19 protein-coding genes are annotated in these 22,540 nt (G+C 72.7%); 6 read left to right on the top strand and 13 right to left on the bottom strand.

Annotation, left to right across the window (positions count from 1 at the left end; all coding sequences use genetic code 11):
• Positions 1-16 precede the first annotated feature (16 nt).
• From NDAS_RS03680 to NDAS_RS03670, 3 genes are all read right to left on the bottom strand, one after another.
• Positions 17-1,405, bottom strand: a complete 1,389-nt coding sequence (locus NDAS_RS03680) for a glycine--tRNA ligase (protein ID WP_013151792.1) — start codon at positions 1,403-1,405, stop codon at positions 17-19.
• A gap of 244 nt (positions 1,406-1,649) precedes the next feature.
• A complete protein-coding gene (locus tag NDAS_RS03675) occupies positions 1,650-1,946 on the bottom strand; it encodes an antibiotic biosynthesis monooxygenase family protein (protein ID WP_026337919.1) in 297 nt (98 codons plus the stop codon).
• A 172-nt stretch (positions 1,947-2,118) separates the two neighbouring features.
• On the bottom strand, positions 2,119-5,808 hold the full coding sequence (locus NDAS_RS03670; protein ID WP_013151790.1) for a CDP-glycerol glycerophosphotransferase family protein: 3,690 nt from the start codon (positions 5,806-5,808) through the stop codon (positions 2,119-2,121).
• A 325-nt stretch (positions 5,809-6,133) separates the two neighbouring features.
• Between NDAS_RS03670 and NDAS_RS03665 the strand changes: the two genes are divergently transcribed.
• The 4 genes from NDAS_RS03665 to NDAS_RS03650 all read left to right on the top strand — a co-directional run bounded on the left by NDAS_RS03665 (position 6,134) and on the right by NDAS_RS03650 (position 8,674).
• Positions 6,134-6,505, top strand: coding sequence for a DUF6703 family protein (locus NDAS_RS03665; protein WP_013151789.1), 372 nt, complete (start codon positions 6,134-6,136; stop codon positions 6,503-6,505).
• Positions 6,506-6,577: 72 nt separating this feature from the next.
• A complete protein-coding gene (locus NDAS_RS03660; RefSeq protein WP_013151788.1) occupies positions 6,578-7,411 on the top strand; it encodes a metal ABC transporter ATP-binding protein in 834 nt (277 codons plus the stop codon).
• Positions 7,404-8,306, top strand: a complete 903-nt coding sequence (locus NDAS_RS03655; protein ID WP_013151787.1) for a metal ABC transporter permease — start codon at positions 7,404-7,406, stop codon at positions 8,304-8,306. Before NDAS_RS03660 ends, NDAS_RS03655 begins: the two co-directional genes overlap by 8 nt.
• The gene (locus tag NDAS_RS03650) at positions 8,303-8,674 is read left to right on the top strand and encodes a Fur family transcriptional regulator (protein WP_013151786.1); all 372 of its coding nucleotides are present in this window, start codon (positions 8,303-8,305) and stop codon (positions 8,672-8,674) included. Before NDAS_RS03655 ends, NDAS_RS03650 begins: the two co-directional genes overlap by 4 nt.
• Positions 8,675-8,686: 12 nt before the next feature.
• Here the strand turns inward: NDAS_RS03650 and NDAS_RS03645 are convergent, their stop codons facing one another.
• The 5 genes from NDAS_RS03645 to recO all read right to left on the bottom strand — a co-directional run bounded on the left by NDAS_RS03645 (position 8,687) and on the right by recO (position 13,362).
• Entirely contained in the window at positions 8,687-9,145 is a 459-nt protein-coding gene (locus tag NDAS_RS03645) for a hypothetical protein (RefSeq protein ID WP_126625045.1), read from the bottom strand.
• A 962-nt stretch (positions 9,146-10,107) separates the two neighbouring features.
• Positions 10,108-10,920, bottom strand: a complete 813-nt coding sequence (locus tag NDAS_RS03640) for an SGNH/GDSL hydrolase family protein (protein ID WP_197724869.1) — start codon at positions 10,918-10,920, stop codon at positions 10,108-10,110.
• Positions 10,921-11,015: 95 nt separating this feature from the next.
• A complete protein-coding gene (locus NDAS_RS03635) occupies positions 11,016-11,813 on the bottom strand; it encodes an SGNH/GDSL hydrolase family protein (protein ID WP_013151783.1) in 798 nt (265 codons plus the stop codon).
• Positions 11,813-12,634, bottom strand: a complete 822-nt coding sequence (locus tag NDAS_RS03630) for an isoprenyl transferase (protein ID WP_013151782.1) — start codon at positions 12,632-12,634, stop codon at positions 11,813-11,815. The genes NDAS_RS03635 and NDAS_RS03630 overlap by 1 nt, the downstream gene beginning before the upstream one ends.
• Entirely contained in the window at positions 12,631-13,362 is a 732-nt protein-coding gene (gene recO / locus NDAS_RS03625) for a DNA repair protein RecO (RefSeq protein ID WP_013151781.1), read from the bottom strand. Before recO ends, NDAS_RS03630 begins: the two co-directional genes overlap by 4 nt.
• A 320-nt stretch (positions 13,363-13,682) precedes the next feature.
• Between recO and NDAS_RS03620 the strand changes: the two genes are divergently transcribed.
• A complete protein-coding gene (locus tag NDAS_RS03620; protein WP_013151780.1) occupies positions 13,683-14,540 on the top strand; it encodes a CAP domain-containing protein in 858 nt (285 codons plus the stop codon).
• Between the two features lie 235 nt (positions 14,541-14,775).
• Positions 14,776-15,486 (top strand): DUF2625 domain-containing protein, encoded by a 711-nt coding sequence (locus tag NDAS_RS03615; RefSeq protein ID WP_013151779.1) that lies wholly within the window; start codon positions 14,776-14,778, stop codon positions 15,484-15,486.
• 67 nt (positions 15,487-15,553) lie between these two features.
• Here the strand turns inward: NDAS_RS03615 and leuA are convergent, their stop codons facing one another.
• The 5 genes from leuA to NDAS_RS03590 form a co-directional block, all read right to left on the bottom strand.
• A complete protein-coding gene (gene leuA / locus NDAS_RS03610) occupies positions 15,554-17,254 on the bottom strand; it encodes a 2-isopropylmalate synthase (protein ID WP_013151778.1) in 1,701 nt (566 codons plus the stop codon).
• Between the two features lie 443 nt (positions 17,255-17,697).
• Entirely contained in the window at positions 17,698-18,759 is a 1,062-nt protein-coding gene (locus NDAS_RS03605) for an alkene reductase (protein WP_041552305.1), read from the bottom strand.
• A 337-nt stretch (positions 18,760-19,096) separates the two neighbouring features.
• Positions 19,097-19,447 (bottom strand): hypothetical protein, encoded by a 351-nt coding sequence (locus tag NDAS_RS03600; protein WP_013151776.1) that lies wholly within the window; start codon positions 19,445-19,447, stop codon positions 19,097-19,099.
• Between the two features lie 227 nt (positions 19,448-19,674).
• The gene (gene gcl / locus NDAS_RS03595) at positions 19,675-21,390 is read right to left on the bottom strand and encodes a glyoxylate carboligase (RefSeq protein WP_013151775.1); all 1,716 of its coding nucleotides are present in this window, start codon (positions 21,388-21,390) and stop codon (positions 19,675-19,677) included.
• A 202-nt stretch (positions 21,391-21,592) separates the two neighbouring features.
• Positions 21,593-22,483 carry a 2-hydroxy-3-oxopropionate reductase gene (locus NDAS_RS03590; protein ID WP_013151774.1) on the bottom strand — a complete coding sequence of 297 codons (891 nt, stop codon included), beginning with the start codon at positions 22,481-22,483 and terminating at the stop codon, positions 21,593-21,595.
• Between the last annotated feature and the right edge of the window lie 57 nt (positions 22,484-22,540).

The following is a 22,540-nucleotide window of genomic DNA, read 5'->3' as shown; positions in this document are numbered from 1 at the left end:
CTCGCCGCGCCGATGGCTAGCAGCCGGGCAGGCGCTCGAACAGGTAGGTCTCCACGCGGTCCAGGGACACGCGCTCCTGGGACATGGTGTCGCGCTCGCGCACGGTCACCGCGTCGTCCTCCAGGGTGTCGAAGTCCACCGTCACGCAGAACGGGGTGCCGATCTCGTCCTGGCGGCGGTAGCGGCGGCCGATCGCCCCGGCGTCGTCGAACTCCACGTTCCAGCGCTTGCGCAGCCTGGCGGCCAGGTCGCGGGCCTTGGGCGAGAGGTCGGCGTTGCGCGACAGCGGCAGCACCGCGGCCTTGACCGGGGCCAGGCGCGGGTCCAGGCGCATAACGGCGCGCTTCTCCAGCTTGCCCTTGGCGTTGGGCGCCTCGTCCACGTTGTAGGCGTCCAGCATGAACGTGAGCACCGCCCGGTCGACACCGGCCGCGGGCTCGATGACGTAGGGGATGTAGCGCTCGTTGCTCTCCTGGTCGAAGTAGGACAGGTCCACGCCCGAGGCCTCGGAGTGCGTCCGCAGGTCGTAGTCGGTGCGGTTGGCGATGCCCTCCAGCTCCCCCCACTCGGAGCCCTGGAAGTTGAAGCGGTACTCGATGTCGACGGTGCGCTTGGAGTAGTGGGACAGCTTCTCCTGCGGGTGCTCGTACAGGCGCAGGTTGTCCTTGGCGATGCCCAGGTCGACGTACCACTGGTGGCGGATGTCGATCCAGTGCTGGTGCCACTCCTCGTCGCTGCCGGGCTTGACGAAGAACTCCATCTCCATCTGCTCGAACTCGCGGGTCCGGAAGATGAAGTTGCCCGGGGTGATCTCGTTGCGGAACGACTTGCCGATCTGGCCGATGCCGAAGGGAACCTTGCGGCGGGCGCTCTGCTCGACGTTCTTGTAGTTGATGAAGATGCCCTGGGCGGTCTCCGGGCGCAGGTAGGCCAGGCCCTTCTCGTCCTGGACCGGGCCCAGGTAGGTGCGCAGCAGGCCGTTGAACATGCGCGGCTCGGTGAAGGAGTCCTTGGCGCCGCAGTTGGGGCAGGCGATGGCGGCCAGGCCCTCGGCGGGCTCGTGGCCATGCTTCTCCTCGTAGGCCTCGACGAGGTGGTCCGCCCGGAAGCGCTTGTGGCAGGACTGGCACTCGGTGAGCGGGTCGACGAAGGCCGTCACGTGGCCGGAGGCCTCCCAGACCTCGCGGGCCAGGATGACGCTGGAGTCCAGGCCGACGATGTCGTCGCGCTCCTGCACCATGGAGCGCCACCACTGGCGCTTGACGTTGTTCTTGAGCTCGACGCCGAGGGGGCCGTAGTCCCAGGCGGCTCGCAGACCCCCGTAGATCTCGCTGGAGGGGTAGACCAGACCTCGGCGCTTGGCGAGGTTGACCAGTGCGTCCATTGCCTCTGACTTGGCGGCCATGGGGAACTCTCCATCCGGCTGGGTGTCGGTGGATCGCGTGCGCGATACATCGGTTGGTGTGGAAATGCGGCGCCGCCGAAACCAGGGAGCGGCAACAGCGACGACCGCGTCCACCCAGGCTAGAGCAACCAGGGGTGCCCGCACGCACGTTTCGAGGGTGCGGCAACCCTCTTCAGGGGTGCGGAAACCATCCCTGGAGGTGCGGGAACCGTACCCAAGCGTGCGGAAGCCGCCCGGACGGGTCTCAGGTCGGGGCCCCACCCCCGGTCACGATCTCGAACGCGGTGGGTTCGTCGATGGCGCGCGAGAGCAGCGGCACGGCGTTGACCTTGACGTCGAAGTCGGACAGGGCCCTGCGGTAGAAGCCGGCGCCGTCCCACTCGGTGACCACGGTCCACAGGCAGGGGTCGTCCGCGGCGCGGCCCACCCGGTGGCCTCGGAAGCCGGGGCGGCGGGAGAGCACCTCGATCGCGGTGGCGGCGTCGGTCTGGAAGGCCGCGGTGTCGGCCTCGGGCACGGAGTAGCGGGTGATGACGATCACGGTCCCATTGTGGCCCACCCGGGAGGCCCCCGGACGGTTGTCCACAGGCGCGGATCCCGCTCCGGGCGGCCCTCGTCCCGGGGGCGGGGACCCCGCGAGGACCCCGGAGGCCCGAGGCGCGACCCGGCGCCGTGTCCCGGGGACGCGCGGCCCCCGGGACACGGGCCCCGGATCACTCCCGGCCGAAGACCCGGTCCACGACGCGGGCCGCGGCCCGGCCGTCGTCGAGCGGGCAGAACCGCTCCACGAACGAGCGGTAGGCGTCCCCGCTGCGCCGGGCCACCTCGTCGATGTCGAGCAGGGCCTCGACCACCTGGTCGGACTCGGTCAGCAGCGGGCCCGGCGCGGTCTCCTCGAAGTCGAAGTAGAACCCGCGCAGGTTGTCCCGGTAGCTCTCCAGGTCGTAGGTGAAGAAGAGCATCGGCCGCCCGGTGTTGGCGAAGTCGAACATCATCGACGAGTAGTCCGTGACGAGCACGTCGGTGATGAGGAAGAGCTCCATGATCTCCGGGTAGAGGGACACGTCGTGGACGAAGTCCCTGCCCACGATCGGCACGCTGTCCACCACCCGCGGGTGCCTGCGCACCAGGAGCACGTGGTCGTCGCCGAGCTTGTCGTACATCCGGCGCAGGTCCAGGTGCAGGTCCAGCTTGTGCCTGCCGCGCGTGTAGTACTTGTCGTCGCGCCAGGTCGGCGCGTACAGCACCACCTTCCTGCCCTCGGGCAGGCCGAGCCTGCGGCGGGTGCGCTCGGCGACGGCCTCGCGGTCGGGGGCGAAGAAGATGTCGTTGCGCGGGTAGCCGGTCTCCAGCACCTCGCCCTCGAAGCGGAAGGCGCTGCGCAGGATCGGGGTCGCCCACGGGCTCGGCGAGACCAGGTAGTCCCACTGCGCGGTCTCCCAGGCGAGCTTGTCGAAGTAGTCGCGCGACTTGCCGCGGATGTTCTCGACGTCGAAGCCGATGCGCTTGAGCATCGAGCCGTGCCAGGTCTGCACGACCACCTGGTCGGGGTGGCGGTGGAACCACGGGGGCTGGCGGGAGTTGGTGACCAGGTAGCGGGTGCGGGCCAGCGCCTCGTAGTACTCCCGGCCCCGGTGCCGCACGGCGGTCAGGTCGTCGGGCAGGCGCACCTGGCCGTCGGCGACCAGCCACGACATCGGGTACTGCGCCCAGCGCGCCCTCCCCCGCAGCTCCGCGTAGACGCTCTGCGGGCTGTCGGAGTACTGGCGGCCGGTGTAGCTGTCGAAGAGCACGCCCTCGGTGACGGACTCGCGGCGCCGGGCCGGGTAGTGGCGCTCGCGCAGCTCGCGCTGGGCGAAGGTGCCGCGCTCGGCGGGGCGCAGGTCGCTGCCCACCTGGAGCACGGGGACACCGCGCCCCTGGCAGGAGAGGGTGTAGGCGCGCTCGCCGGTCTGCATCTCCAGCGGCAGGCCGGGGATGAGCGCGTCGGAGAACTCCACGCCCACGTCCGTCGCGTCGGCGCCGCCCCCGGCGGCCTCGCTGACCCGGCCCCCCAGCTGGTAGGCGCCCGCGGGCAGGGACAGCTCGCCGGACAGGGTGGGGACGTCGGCGGGGGCGAAGCGGGCCGTGAAGCGGCTGCCGGAGCGCTCCACCCGCAGCGGGTGCTCCTCGTCGCGGCCGCGCGCCCGGGCGACCAGGTCCAGTTCGGCGTCGGCGGAGAACTCCCCCTCCAGCAGCAGGGCGCGGCCCTCCCAGCGGGCGCGGTCGACCACGGGCCGGGCGTGCCCCGCGCGCAGCTTGAGGTGACCGGTCGCGGTGCGCAGCACGGCCAGCTCGCGGTGGCCGTCCTCGGCCGCGTAGGCGGCGGTGGCCGTCTCGTCGGGCAGGATCAGGGCGACGGCCCGCCCGTCCGGGGTCACCAGGTGGACGTCCCACTCCTCCTGGCGGATCACGCCGCCGCACTCGGTGACGCTGCGGTCGAAGAGCTCGTCGGCGCGTACGCGGGCGGTGACGCGGCCGCCGTGGACGGTGGCCGGGTAGGTGAGCGCGGCGGTGCCGGGACGGCGGGTCAGGCGCAGCCCGGTGGCCTCGGCCGCGGGCGCGGACACCAGTTCGCCCTCCAGCTCCAGCACACCGGTGCGGGCGTCGAAGCGGTGCTCGGCCACGCGCGCGCGGGCCGGTTCGACGCTGATCAGCAGCTGGCGGTCCCTGCTCCAGTGCGGGCGCACCCACACGTCCCCCTCGACGCGGTGGTAGCCCGGGCGCTCGGCCGGGCCGGGGACGGGGTTGGCGACGATCCTGCGGCGGGTGATCCCGCGGTTGAGGACGACCAGCTCCAGCTTCCAGTCTCCGGGCTCCCAACCGCCGGAGGAGCGCAGCTTGCGGGGGTCGACGATGACGGTGAAGCCCCCGTGGTCGTGGCGGGCGGCGTCGATGACGTCGGGGAGGCGGTACTCGGCGGCGAGCCGCACCCGCACGGGCACGCGGACACGGCGGCGGGTGGCGGTGTTGACCGCGAAGGCCGCCAGGTGCTGCTGCCATCGTCTGCGGGCGCGCAGGTGGCGGATGCCGACGCGGCCGCTGACGTGCAGGCGCCCGCTCGACCAGCGGACGTCCTCGGTCTTCTGGCGGACCCGGATGTCCTCGCCGAGCCGGTACACCTCGCGCGGCACCGCCCGGTCGGGCTCCTGGGACTCGAAGAAGGGGTAGCTGACGTAGTAGCCCAGGCCGCGCCGCACGACGGTGGCCTTCTTGATCTCGACGCTCTTGGCGAAGGTCGCGACCTCCAGGACGTCGGCCGTGCGCCGCTTGCGCACCAGGTGGTACAGGAGGCGGTCGAGCACGTTGAGGCCGCGCAGGAGGCGCGCGGGCACGTGGTCGAGGTAGGCGTTGACCAAGTCGACGACGGCCTCGCGGGCCTCCTCGTCGGCGTCGTCCAGGCGCAGCAGGAGCTGGTGCAGCTCGCCGCCGAGCAGGGTGCGGTCCCACAGCTCGCGGTCGGCGCTGGCGAGTCCGGCGGCGAGGTCGCCCATCGCGGTGAGGCGCCGGGTGAGCGCGGCCTTGTCCAGGGGCCGGCGGGCGGCCTCGCGTCGGCGCATGAGCAGGACGGGGCCGGGCAGGGTGTCCACGGTCTCCGCGGACAGGGCGGCCCGGCGCAGGCCCAGGTCGGCGTCCTCGGGGTCCAGGGAGTGGTCGGGCAGGGAGTTCCAGAACTCCCTGCGCCAGAGCTTGTTGCCCAGGGTGGCGTCGGCGGCGAGTCCGGGGACGGCGCGGGGGTCCTCGGCCATGCGGTGCCTGCCGCAGTACCTGCGGTGCGCCTTGGACGGGGAGGCGCCCAGCTCGTCGAACCTGTACGCGTTGCCGACGACCAGGTCCGAGCGGGTGTCGCCCGCGCTGCGCAGGAGGTAGGCCAGGGCGTAGCCGGTGAGGGCGTCGGAGCCCTCCAGGAAGAGCAGGTGGGTGCCGTGCGCGGCGGCGGCGCCGCGTGCGCGGGCGGCGGGGCGGTCGGGGGCGGGTTCGCCGGTCAGGAGCGTGGCGGCGAGGCCGGGCGGCGGTGCGGCGGCGAACGCGGCGGCGAGGGCGAGCGCGTCCTCGCGGGCGGGTTCGACGGCCTCGTCCCCCTGCTCGTTCTCCTCCCCTCGGGTGTCGCCCTCGGTGTTCTCGGCGGCGTCCTCGTCGCCCCCGTTGTCGGCGTCGGTGTTCTCGGGGTCGGACTCGGCCGCGGGCTCGGCGCCGTCGGCGCGGAGGCGGTCACCGTCGCGGACGGGGACCAGGACCACCTGCGCGTCCGCCCGGGGCTCGCCGGTCCCGCCGTCGTCGCGTTGGCGGGCCAGGGAGTCGAGGCAGTGCTGCAGGTGGGGCTCGGTGACGTCGAACGTCACGATGACAGTGGCTTCGGGCACGGAAGTTGACACCCTCCGGAGGGTTCGACGGGCCGCGCGGGCGACTGGGCGCGCTGGCCGCGTGCATCAGACGATTGACGACTGCGGGTGTGGATTTTGTGACTCAGAGTCAACACGGTACCGATGGCTGTGCGCCGCGCGGAAGACGGGAGGGGGTGTTCGGCGCAGCCGCACCGGCGCCCGGCGGCGGACCGGGGTCCTGCACTAGGGTTCAGGACACAAGTATCACAGGCCCGGTGGCCCCACCGCCCACCTTTTCGGGATGGGCGCGCCCCCGCGCGGGCCTGTCCGGCGGCGGCACGGACCAGAAGCGGACACGGACAGCATGGCCCCTCCCGAACACGGTGACGAGAAGCGGCGTCCAGACCAGGACCGACCCCGGCGCGAGGGGGGCTCCCCCCGCGCGAGGAGGGCGGGCGGACTGCGCAGGGCGGTGGAGGAGCGCAGCGCGGTGCCGCTCGTGTGGCTGCACCAGGGCCCCCGGTGGCTGGCGCCGCTGGTGGTGGGCGCCCTGTTCATCGCGGGGCTGGTGGCGCCCGGCCCGGTCGGCGCGGTGTGCCTGCTGCTGGTCGCCGCGTTCGTGGCGTGGCTGGCGTTCCTGACCTGGCCCTCCCTCGGCGGCCAGCCGCGGGCCGCGCGGGTGCTCATGGTGGTGGTCGTGCTGGTGCTGGCGGTGGCGCGGATCCTGGGCTACTGACAGGACGACACCGAAAAGATCACGAATCCGCCATATTTTGACAATCATTTTCGTTTTCGTGATAATGGAACGGTGTCTGACCAGTTCAAGGCCGTCGCGGGCGACGCGCCGCCCGCCTTCCAGGCCGTCGACGCACGCGTCGCCTACGACGGCGTCCCTGTGCTCGACGGTGTGAGTCTCGACGTGCCCGCGGGCCAGACGATGGCCGTCCTGGGCCCCAACGGCTCCGGCAAGTCCACCCTGATGCGCTCGATGCTGGGCATCGTGCCCCTGACCTCCGGCGAGGTCCTGGTGCACGGCGTCCCGCTGCGCAGGTTCCGCGCCTGGCGCCGGATCGGCTACGTGCCCCAGCGGCTCACCGCCGGCGGCGCCGTCCCCGCCACCGTCCGCGAGATCGTCGCCTCCGGGCAGGTCGCCTCGCGCCGCCGCCTGTCCCTGCCCACCCGCGCCGACCGCGCGGCCGTGGACGAGGCCCTGGAGACCGTCGGGCTGGCCGACCGGGGCCGCGACGCGGTACGCGAGCTCTCCGGCGGCCAGCAGCAGCGCGTGCTCATCGCCCGCGCCCTGGCCGGTCGGCCCGACACCTTCGTCATGGACGAGCCCATGGCCGGTGTGGACGCCGAGAACCAGCGCGCGCTGGCCGGGACCATCACCCGCCTGCGCGAGCGCGGCGCGACCGTGGTCCTGGTCCTGCACGAACTGGGCCCGCTGGAGGACGTGATCGAGCGGGCCGTGGTGCTGGAGTCGGGCCGCGTGGTGCACGACGGCGCCGCGCCCGCGCCCACCGGCGAGTGCGCGCGGCCCGGACACGAGCACCAGCACCCCCACCCCGACCCCAACGCTCCCGACTCCGCGGGCACCACGGCCGCGGAGATGATCCGACTCGAGGTACCCGGCCGTGACTGAGCTGCTCCACTACGAGTTCATGCGGCGCGCGCTGGTCGCGGCGGTGCTCGTCGGCCTGGTCACCCCGATCATCGGCACCTACCTCGTCCAGCGGCGTCTGGCCCTGCTGGGCGACGGGATCGGCCACGTCGCCCTGACCGGGGTGGCGCTGGGCCTGCTCACCAGCACCTCTCCGGTGCTCACCGCGGCCGTGGTGGCCACGCTGGGCGCCGTCCTCATCGAGTTGGTGCGGGTACGCGCCCGCACCAGCGGGGACGTGGCCCTGGCACTGCTGTTCTACGGCGGCATCGCCGGTGGCGTGCTGCTCATCGGGCTCACGCCCGGGGCGAGCAACGCCACGCTGGTCTCCTACCTGTTCGGCTCGGTGAGCACGGTGGAGGAGTCCGACCTGTGGGTGGTGGGCGTGCTCGCCGCCGGGGTGATCGCGGTGGTGGCGGTGTTCGGCCGCGAGCTGTTCGTGCTGTGCCAGGACGAGGAGGTGGCGCGGGCCCACGGGCTGCCGGTGCGCTTCCTGAGCGTGCTGCTGGCCGTGACCGCCGCGCTGACGGTGGTGATCGCGATGCGCGTCGTGGGCGTGCTCATGGTGAGCGCGCTGATGATCGTCCCGGTCGCCGCCGCACAGCAGCTCACCAAGAGCTTCCGGGTGACGATGCTCCTGGCCGTGCTGATCGGACTGCTGTCCTCGGTGGGCGGCCTGACCACGTCCTTCTACGCCGAACTCTCCCCCGGCGCGACGATCGTGCTGCTGGCCCTGGCCGTCTTCGGCGTGGCCGTGGCGGTCGGCGGCGTGCTGCGCCGCACCTCGGGGCGCCGCTCCGCGGCGGTCTTCGATCCCGCCGGTGGGAGTTCGACCGGTACGATGCCCCAGACTGAGCGGGGGAAGGTGAGACCATGAGTACACGACGCGAGGCGGTCCGCCAGGCGCTGACCGGTTCCGACGGTTTCCGCAGCGCCCAGGACCTGTACGCGGACCTGCGCGCCGACGGTTCCAAGATCGGCCTGACCACCGTCTACCGGGCGCTCCAGGCGCTGAGCGACTCCGGTGAGGTGGACGTGCTGCGCACCGACGAGGGCGAGGCCGTCTACCGGGCGTGCGGCACCGAGAGCCACCACCACCACATCGTGTGCCGGGTGTGCGCGACCGCGGTGGAGATCGAGGGGCCCACGGTGGAGAAGTGGGCCGCCGAGATGGGCGCCCGGTACGGCTTCACCGGTGTGACGCACACCGTGGAGGTCTTCGGGACCTGCGCCAACTGCTCCTAGGCGGAGCGGTCGTCACGGCCGGTGGGCCTGTTCGGTGATGACCGAGAACACGGCGACCGGCTCGCCGAAGTGCTCGGCCAGCAGCTCGGGCAGGGCCTGGCCGAGGTCGGTCCGGTCGAAGGCGGACTCCAGGGGCACGAAGAGGTCCGGCTCGGAGCCTTCCACCAGCAGCTCCCACCCGTATCCGCCGCCGCGCCACAGGGTTCCCAGCTCGACGCCGTCCACGTAGATGAGCGCGGTGTCGGCGTCCCGGTACCTGAGGCGCACCCGCACCCGCCGCACCGCGCTGGAAGGGGAGGGCGGGGCGTCGGAGGCCGGGCCGCTCGCGGGGGCGGGAGCCGCCCGACCGGTCAGCGGGCCCTCCTCCGGCGAGGGGTCCGACGGCCGGGAGACCGGTCTGCCGCCCGCCGGACCGGACAGGTTCGGGACCAGGTCGGGCTCCGCGGCCCAGGGCGAAGCCCACTCGAGCACGCGCCGCACACTGCGCACCGCGATCGGTCTGGGCGCCCCCCTGTCCTGGAACCACACCAGGTCGGGCTTCCGGCGGGCCCCGCCCCAGGCTCGGGCCACCGACGTCTGCCCGGCCCCGTCGCGCACCACGGCGCGAACGTGCCAGTCCCGGTCGGCGGGCCGCTCCGAACCCCACACCGCGGCGGCGGTGAACGCCTCGGCGCCGAGCGGGGCGGAAGAGGGCGGGGGCGCGGTGCCGAGGGCGCTCGCCCGCGGGGTACGGGCTGTGCCGTCGGCTGACCCCCGTGGGCGTTGCCCTCCCCCGGTTCGGAGAACCCGGAGCGCGCCGAGGCCCCCGATCCGCGCCGGGGCGAGGGCCAGCGCGCGTGGTAGCGGCGCACGGCCGCCTCGAAGGTGTCCTCCTCGTGGGCGACGCCGCTCCCCCGGGTGCTCCACAGGGCCCGGATGTCGCGGACCATCGCGCGCCATCCGGCCCGGTCGCCGGGGTGGGTGCGGCCGACCGAGCGCAGCCGGGGCCTGCCCGCGTCGTCGACCGTCAGGGTGATCTCGGCGTACCTGACCTCCCCCGTCCCCCTGACGAACTGCCCGAAGCGGCAGTGGTAGCCCGGCGTCAGCAGGAGCGGGGGCCGCCCGTTCCCCGGGTGGGAGGCCATCACCAGCAGGTAGGACTCGTCCGAACGGGCCTCGACCGTCCCGAGGCTCTCGAAGAACTCGTAGTACCGCAGCGGCCCTATGAGCCGCAACCGGAACTTCAGGCGCTCCCAACGCAGTCTGCGCAGCACCGTCCTGAGGACGCGTGCGGACTCGCGTCGCCGCGCGGACTCGTCGGGCATGGGGTTCCCCGCTGTGGACCGGTGGGCTCCGTCGAGCGGAACACTATCCCGGCCCGGCCGGGGCTGTCTGCCCCGGCGGGTCCACGCCCGGAGCGCCGACGCGTCGTGCGCGCGGCGCCCCGCGGGGCGTCAGTCCCGGCGCAGCGGGTCCAGGCTGGGGCGTTTGGGGCGGACGTTGTCCCCCGAGGAGCGACCGGTGAGGCGGCGGCCGATCCACGGCACCAGGAACTCGCGCGCCCAGTGCAGGTCCTCCTGGCGGGCGGAGCGCCAGTCGCGGGGGTCGGCGGGCGGCCACGGCTGCCTCCAGTCGCCCTCCACGGGCACCCCGAGCACCTCGGCCACGCGCAGCGCCATGCGGCGGTGGCCCTCCGGGGACAGGTGCAGGCGGTCCCAGCTCCAGGCGCGGGCGTCGTCCAGGACCCGCATGCTCCACACGTCCACCACGTCGCAGCCGTAGCGGTCGGCGATGGCCCGCAGGTGCATGTTGTACGTGGCGATCCGGCCGCGCATGTGGCGCATCACGGGCTGCCAGTTGGTGTCGAACCCGGTGAAGACCACGATGCGCGCGCCGGTCCGGCTGAGCTCCTCCACCGCCGCGGCGAAGGCCACGGCCACCGCGTCGGGGTCGCTGCCGGGGCGGATGATGTCGTTGCCGCCCGCGCACAGCGTGATCAGGTCCGGCGAGAGCTCCACCGCCCGGGGGACCTGTTCCTCGGCGATCTGGCCGATGAGCTTGCCGCGCACCGCGAGGTTGGCGTAGCGCACCTCCGCGACGTGGTCGGCCAGGTGCTCGGCCAGGCGGTCGGCCCATCCCCGGTAGCGGCCGTCGGGCGCACCGCCGCCGTCCGGGTAGGGGTCGCTCATGCCCTCGGTGAAGCTGTCACCGAGGGCGACGTAGGACAGGATGTCCTGGTGCACCAAGTTCGTCCCAAAACCGCTCATAATGCCCGATCATCCAACTCCGCGCCAGGGTTACGCGACAGTAGGTTGATCGTTTTCGGCGTTTTGGGAGCCACCTCACACCGGTTCGGCGGCGGTCAGCGGTCCTTGGTGATCCGGGTCAGCTCCGGGCGCTTGGCCGTGACCGTGTCGCCGGAGGAGCGCCCCGTCAGGCGGCGGCCGATCCACGGGCCGAGCGACTCCCTGACCCAGGTCAGGTCCTCCCGGCGCGCACGGGTCCAGCCGACCGGCTCGCTGTGCGGCCACGGCTCGTCCCAGCGCTCCGTCACCGGCACGCCCAGCACCTCGGCCACGCGCAGCGCCAGGCGGCGGTGCCCCTCGGGGGACATGTGCAGCCGGTCCTCGTCCCAGGCCCGGGGGTCGGTGAGCACCCTCATCGGCCACTGGTCCACCAGGAGGCAGCCGTGCTTGTCGGCGACGGCGCGCACGTGCATGTAGTAGCGCGCGAACAGGCCGATGGTGCCGCGCATGTAACCCGTGGTGATGTTGACGCCGGTGAAGAGCACGACCTGGCTCCCCGCGGCGCGCAGGCGGCCCACCGTGTGGTCCAGGATCCTGGCCATCCGCTCGGGGTCCCCGCCCGGGCGCAGCAGGTCGTTGCCGCCCGCGCTCAGGGTGACCAGGTCCGGGGCCATAGCCAGGACGGGCGGGAGCTGGTCGGTGACGATCTGGCGCATGAGCTTGCCGCGCACCGCCAGGTTCGCGTACATGACCTCGCCCAGCTCGTCGGCCAGGTGCTCGGCCAGCCGGTCGGCCCAGCCGCGGAAGCCCGCGCCCGGCTCCGGGTAGGGGTCGCCCACGCCCTCGGTGAAGCTGTCGCCCACCGAGACGAGCGACATGCCCGGCCTGAGCAGCGGGCCGTCCGAACCTGCCATCACTTCTTCTCCTCCGACACGGGGTTGGGCACGGCACCGCCGTAGCGGCGGTCCCGGCTCGCGTAGATCTCACAGGCCCGCCACAGGTCGCGGCGGTCGAAGTCGGGCCAGAGCGTGTCCAGGAAGACGAACTCGGCGTAGGCGGACTGCCAGAGGAGGAAGTTGGACGTGCGCTGCTCGCCGGAGGAGCGCACGAACAGGTCCACGGGCGGCACGTCGGGGGCGTAGAGGTGCTGGGCGAGGGTGTCCTCGGTGATCTTCTCCGGGGAGAGCAGACCCGCCGCCGCCCTGCGGGCCAGCTCGCGCGCGGCGTCGACGATCTCGGCCTGTCCGCCGTAGTTCACGCAGAACTGGAGGGTGAGCGCGGTGTTGTCCCTGGTCATCTCCTCCGCGTCCTGGAGTTCGCGGATGACGCTCTTCCACAGCCGCCCCGCGCGCCCGGCCCACTTGACGCGGACCCCCCGCGCGTGCAGCTCGTCGCGGCGCCTGCGGATGGTGTCGCGGTTGAAGCCCATGAGGAAGCGCACCTCGTCGGGCGAGCGCTTCCAGTTCTCGGTGGAGAAGGCGTAGGCGGACAGGTTGGCCACGCCCATCTCCAGGGCGCCCTCGATCACGTCGAAGAGCGAGGACTCACCGGCCTTGTGCCCCTCGGTGCGCGCCAGCCCGCGCTCCTTGGCCCAACGGCCGTTGCCGTCCATGACCACGGCCACGTGCCGGGGCACCAGCTGGGCGGGGAGCTCGGGGGGACGCGCGCCGCTGGGGTGCGGAACGGGCGCGGCGTACTCCCGCCGTTTACCGGTGTCGAAGCTGAACAGACTCAAGAACGCTCCACATGGCGCAGTGATCGGATTCCGTTTTCCAGGTGCCACTGTAGGTAGGCCGCGACCAGCCCGCTGCACTCGGAGCGCTGCCTGTCCTCGCTGGCGTCCGCGCTCTCCCAGTCCCCTCCGAGCAGTGCCGACATGAGTCGGAGCGTGTCCGGGGACGGGTGCACGGAGCCGTGGGGACGGCACACCGTGCAGACCATACCTCCGGCGTGGACCGCGAACGCGCGGTGCTCCCCCCGGCTGCCGCAGCGGGCGCACTCGGCCAGCGAGGGCGCGTACCCGGCGACGGCGAGCGAGCGCAGCAGGTAGGCGTCCAGGACCAGCCGGGAGTCGTGGCTTCCCTCACCCAGGGTACGCAGCGCGCCGATGAGCAGGAGGAACTGGCGCAGCGCCGGGTCCTTCTCGACCGAGACGACCTTCTCCGCGGTCTCCAGCATCGCGGTGGCGGCGGTGTAGCGGGAGTAGTCCGACACCACCGCCTCGCCGTAGGCCCGCACGGTCTCGGCCTGGGTGATCACGTCCAGCGTGCGGCCCGCGTGCAGCTGGAGGTCGACGTGGGTGCACGGCTCCAGGCGGGCGCCGAAGCGGGACCTGGTGCGGCGCACCCCCTTGCCGACGGCGCGGACCAGGCCGGTGCGCCGGGTCAGGAGGGTGATGATGCGGTCGGCCTCGCCCAGCTTCTGGTTGCGCAGGACGACACCCTCGTCGCGGTAGAGACTCACATCCCCATTGTCGCGGATACCACGGACCGTCCACGCGGACGGTGGAGCACGAAACCCCTCTATGACCAGCTTTATTACAGTTTGGTTTCCCTTTTTGCGACATTTGCTCTACTCTCACGCGCTAGGCGCTCCGCGTCGGGCCCGCCGCCCTTCCCCCGCGGCACTCTCCCGGAGCAGCCGCGCGCATCCCGCGCGCTCCCCGACACGGGTTCACCCGAGACCCGCGGGGCACGAGCGAGGGCCGGCCTGAGCGCGGACCCCGCGCGAGCGGCGCCCCGTCGCGCCCGTGCCCCGACGTCCCACTTCCCGAGGAGGGCCCCATGGCGCGTGGTCGCCGAGGCAGGCGCAGGAAGAGCGCCGACCGACACCGCCGTTCCGGGCGCGGACTGCGCTCGATACCGCTCGCGGTACCCATGGCCGCGGTGCCCGTCGGCCTGGTCGTGGCGGGCGCTCTGCTGTTCACCGGCGCGGAGTCCGGCCTCGACCCCTTCCGGAACACGGCGGACGGCCAGGCGCGGGAGGGAGGGCTCGGCACCGCGGTCACCGACGACTCGCTCGTGCCCGAGGCCTCCGAGGACGCCGACTTCTTCGCCTCGCCCACCGCGACGCCTCAGCGCGAGCCCGCGCCCTCCGGGGAGGGCGTCGAGCCGCAGAGCGCGCAGGCCTCCTCCGTTCCCGAGAACAGCGGGGACGAGGACACCGGCGGCGCTGGCAGCGGTGGCGGCTCGGAGTCCGGTGGCGGGGTCTCGGGCGGCGGTGACGGCGGCGGCAACGGCGGCGGTGGCGGCGACAGCGGTCCGGACGCCCCCGCCGGCGGAGCGACCGAGCAGGTCGTGACCCTGGTCAACGCCCAGCGCGCGGACGCCGGCTGCGGCCCGCTGCGGGTGGACTCACGGCTGACCGCCGCCGCCCAGGAGCACAGCGAGGACATGAACCGGCGCGACTACATGAGCCACGAGAGCCCCGAGGGCGAGGGCCCCGGGGACCGGGCCGACCGCCACGGCTACGACGCCTGGGGCGCGGAGAACGTCGCCAAGGGGCAGACCAGCCCCCAGCAGGTGATGGACGCCTGGATGAACAGCGACGGGCACCGCAGGAACATCCTCAACTGCGACCTGGTCGCGATCGGCGTCGGCGAGTCCGGCAACGCCTGGACCCAGATGTTCGGCTGGGAGTAGCCCCCGGCCCACGCGCGTCGGGCCGCCCCTCCCGGGAGGGGGAGGGGCGGCCCCGCGTGTGCGGGCGGAGCCCGGCGGCCGGACCGCGGTGGAGGCAGGGCGCACGCGCGCGGTCCGCGGCTCGAAGGGCGTGCCGCCCCGTTCGCCCTCCCGGAGGCCTCGGCGAACGCGTCGGCGCCGACCGGTAGTGTGGACCGCCGTCGCGACCCCTCGCGGCCCGACGGGAGGTGGCCCTGTGCGCGAGCTGAGTGAACTGGTCGAGGTGGACGAACCCGCCTGGCCGCTGCTGTCCGAACGCCTGGAGCGGGGCGGGGCCGCCGTGCGCGCCCTGCCCGTCGACCCCGAGCGCGGCCGCACGTGCCTGCACCGCCTCCAGGTGACCGCGCGCTCCTTCCTGGGCGCGATGGCGCTGGAGTCCGGCGGCCTGCTCCTCGACGGGGGGTGGCTGCGCGTGCACGGCGGCGGCGGGGCGGAGCTGCCCGGTCTGGGCGAGGTCAACGACCTGAGCGCGGCGGTGGTGTACGGCCCGCCGCCGCGGCTGGTGGTCGCCCACGACGTTCTGGGCGGGGTGTTCGCCCTCAACGGGCCCGCGGCCGAGGGCGGGGACTATCCGGGCAGGCCCGGGGAGATGGTCTACTTCGCGCCTGACTCCCTGGAGTGGGAACCGCTGGAGACGGCCTACTCCGGCTGGATGCTGTGGCTGCTGGACGGCCACCTGGAGGACTTCTACCGCGCCCTGCGCTGGCCGGGCTGGCGCGAGGAGACAGAGGCGCTGGACCTGACGCTGGGGTTGTCGCTGCGCCCCTTCCCCTGGACGTCCGAGGCGCGCCAGGACATGGCCGCGACCTCGCGCAGGCCGATCGCGCTGGGCGAGCTGACCGGCGCGCACCGGGAGTCGTGCGCCGCCCTGGGCCTGCCCGACCCCGGCCCGTTCGGCCTGCTCTAGCGTCCGGGAACGGGCCGGGGCCGCGACCCGGCGGTCGCGGCCCCGCGCGCCCGCGGGCGTGCGCGCGTCAGACGCGCGCGATGGCGCTGCACAGCGCCTTGAGCGAGGCCGTGGTGATGCTGCTGTGGATGCCCACGCCCCACACCACGCGGCCGTCGATCTCGGCCTCCACGTAGGCGGCGGCGCGGGCGTCGCCGTCCCCGCCCATGGAGTGCTCCACGTAGTCCATGACGCGGACCTTGACGTCGACGTCGGTCAGGGCGTCGCAGAACGCGGAGATGGGGCCGTTGCCGGTGCCGGTCAGCTCGCGGATCTCGCCGTTGACCCGGGCGTCGGCCTCGATCCGGTAGGTGCCGTCGCTGTCGGTGGTGGAGCGGTGCGCCAGCACCGCGACCGGTCCGCCCTCGGCCAGGTAGGTCTGCGAGAAGATCTCCCAGATGCGCCCGGCGGCGAACTCGCCGCCCTCGGCGTCGGTGAACTTCTGGATGACCTGGGAGAACTCGATCTGGAGGCGGCGCGGCAGGTCCAGCGAGTGGTCGCGCTGCATGATGTAGGAGACGCCGCCCTTGCCGGACTGGCTGTTGACCCGGATGACGGCCTCGTAGTTGCGGCCCACGTCCTTGGGGTCGATGGGCAGGTAGGGCACGTCCCAGACGTGCTCCTCCACCGGGGTCCCCGCGGCGTCGGCGGCCTCCTGCTGGGCGGCGAAGCCCTTCTTGATGGCGTCCTGGTGGGAGCCGGAGAAGGCGGTGTAGACCAGGTCGCCGCCGTAGGGGTGGCGCGGGGCGACCGGCAGCTGGGTGCAGTGCTCGACGGTGCGGCGGATCTCGTCGATGTCGGAGAAGTCGATCCGGGGGTCCACGCCCTGGCTGAACAGGTTCATGCCCAGGGTGACCAGGCAGACGTTGCCGGTGCGCTCGCCGTGCCCGAACAGGCAGCCCTCGACGCGGTCGGCCCCGGCCATGACGGCCAGCTCGGCCGAGGCCACGCCGGTGCCGCGGTCGTTGTGCGGGTGCACCGAGACGACCACGTGCTCGCGCCGGGACAGGCTGCGGCTCATCCACTCGATCTGGTCGGCGTAGACGTTGGGCGTGGAGCGCTCGACGGTCGCGGGCAGGTTGAGGATGATCTCGCGGCCCGGGCCGGGCTGCCAGACGTCCATGACGGCCTCGCAGACCTCCAGGGCGAAGTCCAGCTCGGTGTCGATGAAGATCTCGGGCGAGTACTCGTAGCCGAAGTACTCGGTCTCGCCCAGGTACTGCTCGGCGAAGCGCATGACGTGCCGGGTGCCCTGGACGGCGATGTCCTTGCAGGCCTCGCGGTCCACGCGGAAGACGACACGGCGGAAGGTGGGCGCGGTGGCGTTGTACAGGTGCACGGTGGCGCGCTTCGCCCCGACCAGGCTCTGCACGGTGCGCTCGATGAGGTCCTCACGGGCCTGGGTCAGCACCGAGATCTGCACGTCGTCGGGGATCGCGTCGCCCTCGATCAGGGACCGGACGAAGTCGAAGTCGGTCTGGCTGGCGGCCGGGAAACCTACCTCGATCTCCTTGTAGCCCATCCGCACCAGCAGCTCGAACATCTCGCGCTTGCGGGCGGGGTCCATCGGCTCGATCAGCGCCTGGTTGCCGTCGCGCAGGTCCGTGGACAGCCAGCGCGGGGCCTCGGTGATGCTCTTGGAGGGCCAGGTGCGGTCGGGCAGGTCCACCGGCGCGAAGGGCTTGTAGCGGTGGAAGGGCATGGGGCTGGGCTTTTGCTGCGGCACCATCTCGGTGGCTCCTCGGGTGGATCTGGCGCTTGGTCATGGTCGACCAGGACAAGCCGAAGTCCCGCGGCGAGGGAGCCGACCTTTTAACGACCCCCGCCGCGGCCGCTAAGGAGAAGCAGCTCGCGCAGCATAACGGTCCTCACGCTAGCAGACGGCCCGCCGGAACTGGTACCCGGTGTCCATATGTTGGGACGGGCGTCACATGACCTGGGGATCCTCCTCACTGAGGGCGCGCACGGCGGGATTCACCCCCTTACCGGTACCTCGACCTCAAGAGACCGGCGGGGTGTCTGTAACATTTTCGGTGAACCCTTCAGTGCTAGGGGGGTTGTTCCAGATCCCGTCGACGGGGCCCGGGGTGCGGCCAACACCCGGGGCCGCCGCCGGCAGCGCGGTCACCGCGCGCCGGCGGCCGGGCCCGGTCCCGTCGACGGGATTTCGCGTCAGGCGTCCAGGGCCGGGTAGTCGGTGTAGCCGCGGTGGTCGCCGCCGTAGTAGGTGGCCCGGTCGGGGGCCGCGACGGGGGCGCCGGTCCTGATCCTGGCGGGCAGATCCGGGTTGGCGATCCAGGCCGCGGCCATCGCCACGGCGTCCGCCCGCTCCCGGGCCAGGGCCGCGATGGCGGGTCCGGTGTCGGTGCCGGAGGCGGGGTTGAGGACGAAGGTTCCCGGCCACTCCTTGCGCAGCGCGTCGGTGTACTCGGCCGAGGCCGACTCCGTCAGGTGCAGGTAGGCCAGTTCGGGACGGCCGCGCAGCCCGTCCAGGAGCGCGAGGTACTGCTCCAGGGGGTCGCTCTGGCTGATGCCGTTGAGCCTGCTGGCCGGGGAGACGCGCAGGCCGGTGCGGTCGGCTCCGACGGCCTCGACGACCGCGTCCACCACCTCCAGGGCGAAGCGGGCGCGGTTGGCGGCGCTGCCGCCGTACCCGTCGGTGCGCCGGTTGCTGCCGTCGGAGAGGAACTGCTCGATGAGGTAGCTGTTGCCGCCGTGCAGCTCCACCCCGTCGAAACCGGCGGCGATCGCGTTGCGCGCGGCCGCGGCGTGGTCGGCGAGGGTCTGGTCGATGTCGGCGGCGGTCATCTCACGCGGCACCGGGTGCGCGAGCTTCTGCCTGCCGTCGTACATGGACGCGCCCGAGGCGATGGGGGAAGGGCCGACGGGCAGGCCGCCGTCGGGGTAGAGGCTGGGGTGTCCGACCCGGCCCGCGTGCATGAGCTGGGCGAAGATGTGCCCGCCGCGCCCGTGCACGGCGTCGGTGACGCGCCGCCACGCCGCGATCTGCTCGTCGCTGTGCAGGCCCGGGGTGTCGGTGTAGCCCTGGCCGCGGACGCTGGGCTGGATGCCCTCGGTGATGATCAGCCCGGCCGAGGCGCGCTGGGCGTAGTACTCGACGGTGATGTCGCCGGGCACGCCCCCGCGGCAGCGCGAGCGGGTCATCGGGGCCATGAACAGGCGGTTGGGCAGGTGCAGGCGGCCGATCCGGACGGGATCGAACAGGTCGCTCAAGGCGGGCTCCGTGGTGTGCGGGTCGAGAGGGGTCATGCCCTCGGGAACGCACTCACGTTAGGAGGAACCGCCGCGGGGCCGTCGACCGGGTACGCACTTGGCCAGGTCACGCACGCGCGCCGCCGTCCCGGCCCGGGTGGGCGGGTCACCGCAGGTGTCGGTCCCGGTGCACCCGGCTGCGCCGGACCACGCGCCCCACCGGGACGGCGGGCAGAACGGGGGCGCTCCGGAGATCGCCGTATCCGCCGTGGACACACGGGCGGGGGGCCGAGGGGCGGGGGCTGACGGGGGCGGAGAAGGCCCCGGCCCCGGGCGGCGCGCCCGGGGCCGGGAGCGGTCAGAACTCCCCCTGGCAGGCCTGCTGGACCTTGCCCTGGCCGAAGGACTCCACGTAGGTCTCGTCCGGGGCCAGTTCCAGGTAGCCGTCCGTCTGGGCCCCGTAGATCAGCACCGGGTCGGTGCCGTTCCACTTGAACTGGAGCTGGCAGTCGTCCGTGGCCTCGTAGGTGGCCCACCAGAACCCTTCGGAGTCCGGTGCCGTGATCCTGAGTTCGTCACCGGGCAGACCGCTCTCCGCCAGGAGTTCCTGGAACTCCTCCTCGGAGCCGTTCTGGGAGGAACAGGCGGAGGAGGTGAGCGCGACGGCCGCGACGGCGACCGCAGAGAGGAAACGCGCGTGGGGGGACATGCTTTTCCAACTTCCGAGAGTGCCGACGACGGCTCCGTTGCGTTCTCCCGCTCCCTGGCACGGCGGCTCCGTCGTCAAGGTGACTCCACGTTTGCGCAGGTGCGGGCCGGAGAAAACGCACGTCGCGAAACACTCCGGACACAACCCTGTAACGGCAGGTTCACCTGTGTCCGGTGTGCCCCGTTTGGTCCGCTGTGGCAGGCGTTCCGCACGGGGCACACCCGCCGTCAGGCCCCCGGGACCGGCTCGAACTCGCGGACCGCGTCGATCGCGGGCCCGTGCGGCGTGTTGGCCTCGCGCTCGATCATGATCTCCACGAGTACCGGCCGCGAGGTGGCCTGGGCCTGCTTGCGGGCCCACTCCAGGGACTCGCGGATCTCCCCGGGCTCCACGACGCGGCGCCCGGAGCAGCCGTAGGCCTCCATGAGCTTGACGTTGTCGGTGCCGTACTCGTCGTAGTGGATGTCCACCTGGTAGTTCATGTCGAACGGGATCGAGGCCTGGCGGATCAGGCCCAGGTACTCGTTGTTGAGCATGATGATGACGTAGGGCACGTCGTACTGGGCGGCCACGGCCAGTTCCTCGACCATGTACTGGAACCCGTAGTCGCCGACGATCCCGACGACCTCCGCGTCCGGCTCGGTGTGCTTGAGCGCCTTCTTGACGCCGATGGCGGCGGGGATCTCCCAGCCGAGCGGGCCCGCCTGGCCGCAGATCTGGTAGTGGCGCGGCTTGTACGCCTTCTGATGCTGGCCTCCCCAGATCTGGTACAGGCCGATCGCGGTGACGAAGTAGGTGTCCTCGCCGAAGACCTCGTTGATCTCCTTGTAGACGCGCGGCGCCTTGACCGGGACCGTGTCGAAGTCCTCGCGGCGGGTCAGGGTGGCCTTGAGCTCGGCGACGCGGTGGATCCAGGGCCGCACCTCGGCCTTGGCGCCGCGGGCGCGCGCGGCGGCGAGCAGCTCGCGCAGGAACAGCCGCGCGTCGGAGACCACGCCCAGGTCGGGTTCGAAGACCCGGCCGATCTGGGTGGCCTCGATGTCGACGTGGATGAATCTGCGCTCGCCCCGGTAGACGTCGATCTGCCCGGTGTGGCGGTCGGCGAAGCGCGCGCCCACGGCCAGGACCAGGTCCGACTCCAGGAAGGAGGCGTTGCCGTAGCGCTGGGAGGTCTGCACGCCGGTCATGCCCGAGTACAGCGGGGAGTCCTCGTCGAAGGAGCCCTTGCCCATGAGGGTGACCTGCACCGGGACCTGGAGGTGCTCGGCCAGCGCGCGCAGGTCGTCGGAGGCCTCGGCGGTGATCACGCCGCCTCCGGCCAGGATCAGGGGGCGCTCGGCCTCCAGCAGCATGTCCAGCGCGCGCTCCACCCGGGGCTGGTGCGGCTCGACGGCGTTGACCTTGAGCGGGGCGTCGATGGCGGGGTCGTAGTCGATCAGCTGCTGGGCGACGTCCACGGGGATGTCCACCAGGACGGGGCCGGGGCGTCCCTCCCGGGCGATCCGGAACGCCTCGCGGAAGATCCAGGGCGCGGTGGCGGCCTCCTTGATCTGGACGGCCCACTTGGTCACGGGCTTGGCGATCTCGACGATGTCGACCGCCTGGAAGCCCTCCTTGTCCAGCAGGTCGGTGCGCTGCTGGCCGGTGATGCACACGATCGGGACCGAGTCCGCGATGGCCGTGTACAGGCCGGTGATCATGTTGGTTCCGGCGGGGCCGGAGGTGCCGATGGCCACGCCGACCTTGCCGGTGGTCCGGGACCAGCCGTCGGCCATGTGGGTGGCGCCCTCCTCGTGGCGGACGGTCAGGTGCTCGATGCCGCCGACCTGTTCCATCGCCTTGTAGAGGGGCAGGATGGCCGCGCCGGGGCAGCCGAAGGCCGTGTCGACGCCCTCGTCCTTGAGGACCTCCACGACCGCGTTCATCGCGGGCATCTGTGGCATGGGAAGCGAACCCTTCAGTGCTGGGGATGCTGGTGGCTGTGTGGTGATGACGCCGTGTGCTAGGGGTGGCGCTGCTGGGGTGCGGGAGGGCCCGCGGGTGGGTCCGGACGGCGCGTGCGGGCCGTGTCCGCCGGTGCGGCCAACACCGGGGAGGGACGGCGCGGGGCCGGGTGCGGACCCTGGCCTCCGAAGGGCCGGTCCGTTACTTCTCGGAGCGGTCGGAGAGCTGCTCGACGATCTTCAGCAGCGCGGAGTGGTCGAGGCCGCCGTGGCCCTGGTGCTTGAGCGCGCCGACGTACTGCGCGACCTGGGAGCCCAGCGGGATCGCGACCCCGGCGGCGCGCGCGGAGTCGGTGACGATGCGCATGTCCTTGTCGTGCAGCGCGATCCGGAAGCCCGGGGTGAAGTCGCGCTTGCGCATGGCGGCGCCCTTGCGCTGGAGCACGGTGCTGCCCGCGAGCCCGCCGCCCAGGACCTCCAGGCCGGACTCGGTGTCCACCCCGTGCGCCTCCAGGAAGACCAGGGCCTCGGCCAGGAGCTGGATGTTGCCCGCGACGATGAGCTGATTGGCGGCCTTGACGGTCTGGCCGGAGCCGTTCGGTCCGACCAGGACCGGGGTGGTGCCCAGGACGTCGAAGAGCGGCCGGGCCGCCTCGAAGTCCTCCTCGGCGCCGCCGACCATGATGGAGAGCTTGGCCTCGATCGCGCCCGCCTCGCCGCCGCTGACGGGGGCGTCCAGGACGCGCAGGCCGCGCTCGGCCCCGGCCTCGGCCACCGCGCGGGACACGTCCGGGCGGATGGTGCTCATGTCGATGAGCAGGGTGCCGGGCTTGACGTTCTCGAAGACGCCGCCCCGGCCGAGCATGAGCTCCTCCACGTCCGGGGAGTCCGGGACCATGGTGATGACGGCGTCGGCGTCGGCGACGGCCCCGGCGACGCTGCCCCCGCGCAGGCCGCCCTCGGCGACCAGCGCGTCGACGCGCTCGGGGCTGCGGTTGTGGCCGGTCACGGTGTACCCGGCGCGGACGAGGTTGACGGCCATGGGCAGACCCATGATCCCCAGGCCGATGAAGGCGATCTTCCTGACGGGCACGAGGGCCCCCTTCGTGACTGGTGTGCTGCTGGTGCTGTGCTGCTGGTGGCGTGGTGC

The organism is Nocardiopsis dassonvillei subsp. dassonvillei DSM 43111 (assembly GCF_000092985.1).
GTDB lineage: Bacteria > Actinomycetota > Actinomycetes > Streptosporangiales > Streptosporangiaceae > Nocardiopsis > Nocardiopsis dassonvillei.
Note: the sequence above shows the minus strand (reverse complement) of the source record. Positions and strands in the feature narration are given on the sequence as shown.

Coding starts and splice junctions, on each gene's coding strand:
- leuA (WP_013151778.1), bottom strand. CDS start 17,254: ATGGTGCCGCAGCAAAAGCCCAGCCCCATGCCCTTCCACCGCTACAAG.
- NDAS_RS03635 (WP_013151783.1), bottom strand. CDS start 11,813: ATGGCAGGTTCGGACGGCCCGCTGCTCAGGCCGGGCATGTCGCTCGTC.
- NDAS_RS03600 (WP_013151776.1), bottom strand. CDS start 19,447: ATGTCCCCCCACGCGCGTTTCCTCTCTGCGGTCGCCGTCGCGGCCGTC.
- NDAS_RS03665 (WP_013151789.1), top strand. CDS start 6,134: ATGGCCCCTCCCGAACACGGTGACGAGAAGCGGCGTCCAGACCAGGAC.
- NDAS_RS03640 (WP_197724869.1), bottom strand. CDS start 10,920: ATGAGCGGTTTTGGGACGAACTTGGTGCACCAGGACATCCTGTCCTAC.
- gcl (WP_013151775.1), bottom strand. CDS start 21,390: ATGCCACAGATGCCCGCGATGAACGCGGTCGTGGAGGTCCTCAAGGAC.
- NDAS_RS03650 (WP_013151786.1), top strand. CDS start 8,303: ATGAGTACACGACGCGAGGCGGTCCGCCAGGCGCTGACCGGTTCCGAC.
- NDAS_RS03680 (WP_013151792.1), bottom strand. CDS start 1,405: ATGGCCGCCAAGTCAGAGGCAATGGACGCACTGGTCAACCTCGCCAAG.
- NDAS_RS03620 (WP_013151780.1), top strand. CDS start 13,683: ATGGCGCGTGGTCGCCGAGGCAGGCGCAGGAAGAGCGCCGACCGACAC.